Source organism: Streptomyces phyllanthi (assembly GCF_009377205.1).
Taxonomy (GTDB): Bacteria; Actinomycetota; Actinomycetes; order Streptomycetales; family Streptomycetaceae; genus Streptomyces; species Streptomyces phyllanthi.
In genome coordinates this window covers 1-2,991 of the sequence record NZ_VJZE01000721.1, presented here as the reverse complement: position 1 = coordinate 2,991, position 2,991 = coordinate 1, and the positions used below count along the sequence as shown (strand labels likewise).

Annotated in this window: 2 protein-coding genes and 1 pseudogene; 2 read left to right on the top strand and 1 reads right to left on the bottom strand. The window is 73.5% G+C overall.

Going from position 1 to position 2,991, the window contains the following annotated elements; translation table 11 throughout:
* Both FNH04_RS43955 and FNH04_RS43950 read left to right on the top strand, forming a co-directional pair.
* Positions 1-2,027 (top strand): ATP-binding protein (locus FNH04_RS43955; protein ID WP_152791831.1); only part of this gene is annotated, 2,027 nt, incomplete at its 5' end.
* 234 nt (positions 2,028-2,261) lie between these two features.
* Positions 2,262-2,843: a sigma-70 family RNA polymerase sigma factor gene (locus FNH04_RS43950; protein ID WP_152791830.1), complete on the top strand. Its 582-nt coding sequence runs from the start codon at positions 2,262-2,264 to the stop codon at positions 2,841-2,843.
* A gap of 3 nt (positions 2,844-2,846) precedes the next feature.
* On the opposite strand, the pseudogene FNH04_RS43945 reads toward FNH04_RS43950, so the two are convergent.
* Positions 2,847-2,991 (bottom strand): annotated as a pseudogene (locus FNH04_RS43945) (two-component sensor histidine kinase); the annotation flags it as partial.

The following is a 2,991-nucleotide window of genomic DNA, read 5'->3' as shown; positions in this document are numbered from 1 at the left end:
TCCCCGCGCAACTCCCCTCCGGCCTCCCGGTGTTCGTCGGCCGCCAGGACGCGCTGGAGCGGGCGGAGCGGCTGCTGTCCCGTGTCACAGACGCCTCGCCCGCCGCTTCGACGGTGGTGATCAGCGCCATCGCGGGCATGGCGGGCGTCGGGAAGACGACCTTCGCGGTGCACTGGGCACGGCGGATCGCCGACCGCTTCCCCGACGGCCGGCTGTTCCTCGACCTGCGCGGCTTCGACCCCACCGGGACACCCGTTCCGCCGGAGCGCGCGCTGCGTATGGTCCTGGAGGCGTTCGGCGTCCCACCGCAGACCCTCCCGCAGGACGTCGAGGCGCTGGGGGCCCGCTACCGCACCCTGCTCGCGGGCCGGCGCGTCCTGTTGCTGCTGGACAACGCCCGCGACGCCGAGCAGATACGTCCCCTGCTGCCCGGGGCCTCCGGCTCGCTGGTCATCGTCACCAGCCGGAACCGGCTCTCCGGGCTCATCGCCAGGGACGGCGCCCAGCCCATCCACCTCGACGTGCTCTCCGTGGCCGAGGCCCGCGACCTGCTCGCCCGGCGCCTCGGGCACGAGCGCGTCGCGGCCGAACCGGAGGCGGTCGAGGAGATCGTCGAGCGGTGCGCCCGGCTGCCGCTGGCGCTGGCGGTCCTGGCGGCCCGCGCCGTGACCCGGCCCGCGTTCCCGCTGGCGGCACTGGTCGACGAACTCCGGGACAGCCAGGGAAGTCTGGAAGCCTTCACCGACACCGATGCCGCCGCCGACGTACGGGCCGTCTTCTCCTGGTCGTACCAGGCGCTCACCCCGCCCGCCGCCCGGCTGTTCCGGCTGCTCGCCGTGCACCCCGGGCCCGACGTCTCGCCGCGGGCCGCGGCGAGCCTGGCCGGACTCACCGTCCCGGTCACCCGGCGGCTGCTGACCGAGCTGACCCAGGCGAACCTCGTCGACGAGCCCGCCCCGGGCCGCTTCGCCTCCCACGACCTGCTGCGCGCGTACGCCACGGAGCTGGCCGAGGCCGTCGACGACCCGGAGGACCTGCGGGCGGCCCGCCACCGGATGTTCGGCCACTATCTGCACAGCGCGTGCGCGGCGGCGGAGCCGGCCCTGCTCATCAGGCACCGGATCACGCTCACCCCGCTGTCCGAGGGCGTGCGCCCCGAGGAGTTCGTCCGCTCGGAGGAGCGGGCCTCGGCGTGGTTCGCCACCGAGCAGGCGGTGCTGCTCGCGGCCGTACGCCAGGCCGGAGCCACCGGGTTCGACCACCACACCTGGCAGCTCGCCTGGGCCATCGAGCACCATCTCGGCGGACGCGGCATGTGGCGCGAGCTCGACATCACCCTGCACACCGCGATGGCGGCGGCCCGGCGGCTCGGCGACCCGACCGCCGAAGCACATGTGCTGCGCGGTCTCGGCCAGGCCGAACGGTACGCGGGCCGTGTCAAGGAGGCCCGCGCCTACCTGGAACAGGCCATCGAGATGTTCCGCGAGGCCGGTGACATGACGGCTCTCGCGGAGAGCCACCGCCAGCTCGGCGGAGTGCTGGAGCGGCAGGGCGAACTCGAAGCGGCGCTCCACCACGCCGAGCTGTGTGTGGAACTGCTCCCCGACACCCCGGAGAACGGCAGGCTGCGGGCCTGGGCGCGCAACGGGGTCGGCTGGTTCCACGCCCTGCTGGGCCGGTACGAGGAAGCCCTCCGGCACTGCTGGGCGGCGCTGGCCCTCGCCCAGGAGTACGGCGACGACTTCACCGCGGCCCCCATCCTCGACAGCATCGGCTACGCCCACCACCACCTCGGCCAGTACGCCGAGGCCATCGCCACCTACGAGGGCGCCCTGGCGCGCTACCGGCGCGCGGGCGGGGTCCTCTGGTACGAGTCGGAGTTCCTCACACACATCGGGGACAGCCAGCTGGGCGCGGGCCGCCCGGACGCGGCCCGGGCCGCGTGGACCGAGGCCCTGGACATCCTGGAACGGCTCGAACACCCGGACGCGGAATCCGTACGGGCCAAGCTGCGCCGACTGGGTTGAGACGGCGCACCGGACACCGAACCCGTGCGGGCGCCGCGCCGTAGTGAGAAGCGGGACGGCGGCCGGCACGACCGTCCCGCCCGCGAACCGGCAGTCACCGACCGACCCGCCGGCCCACGAACATCGCAGCCGCCCGCTGACTGACCATCAGAAAGCGATCGGCCGCACATCCCGCCTCCGCACCATCGAGGAGTCCCGCAACGCCCGAACGAGAACAGGCCGGTCACCCCAGACATGCAGTCCCAGCAGAACACCACCACGTGCCGTCCGGACGACCGTGAGCGCGCCTTCGCGCAGGACATCTACCGTCGGCACAGCGGCGCGCTGCTGAGCTTCGCGAGAAAACTCACCTTCGGCGACACCCATGCCGCCGAGGACCTCGTCCAGGAGGCCTTCGTCCGTGCGTGGCGCCATGCCGAGCGGCTGACCGCCGCCCCCGACCTGGCCAGGCCGTGGCTGTTCACCGTCGTACGCAGGCTGGCGATCGACGTCCACCGGGCCCGCAGCATCCGACCGGAGGCGTACCACGACCGCCAGCCGGAGCCGCGCCCCGTCTCCGACGGCGTCGAGGAGACACTCACCTCCCATGTGATGGCACGGGCCCTGGCCCGGATGACGCCGTCGCAGCGCGAGGTGCTCGTGCACCGGTACCTCCTCGATCTCAGCGTCCAGGAGACCGCGAGCGAGCTGAACATCCCGACCGGCACGGTCAAGTCACGCTCCAGCCACGCCGTCCGCGCCCTGCGGCGGACACTGGCGGCCGACGGCGTACCCGGCTTCGAACCCCGCCGCAGGGTACCCCTCGCCAGCCCCTGATCCTCAGTTCGCGTGGGCCGGGATCCGGAGGGTCACCTCATAGCCGCCACCGCCGGTGGGCCCGGACTCGAAGGTGCCGCCCAGGAGTTCGGCACGCTCCTTGAGGCCGATGAGTCCCTGGTGGGAGCCGGGCAGGGGAAGGGAGGGG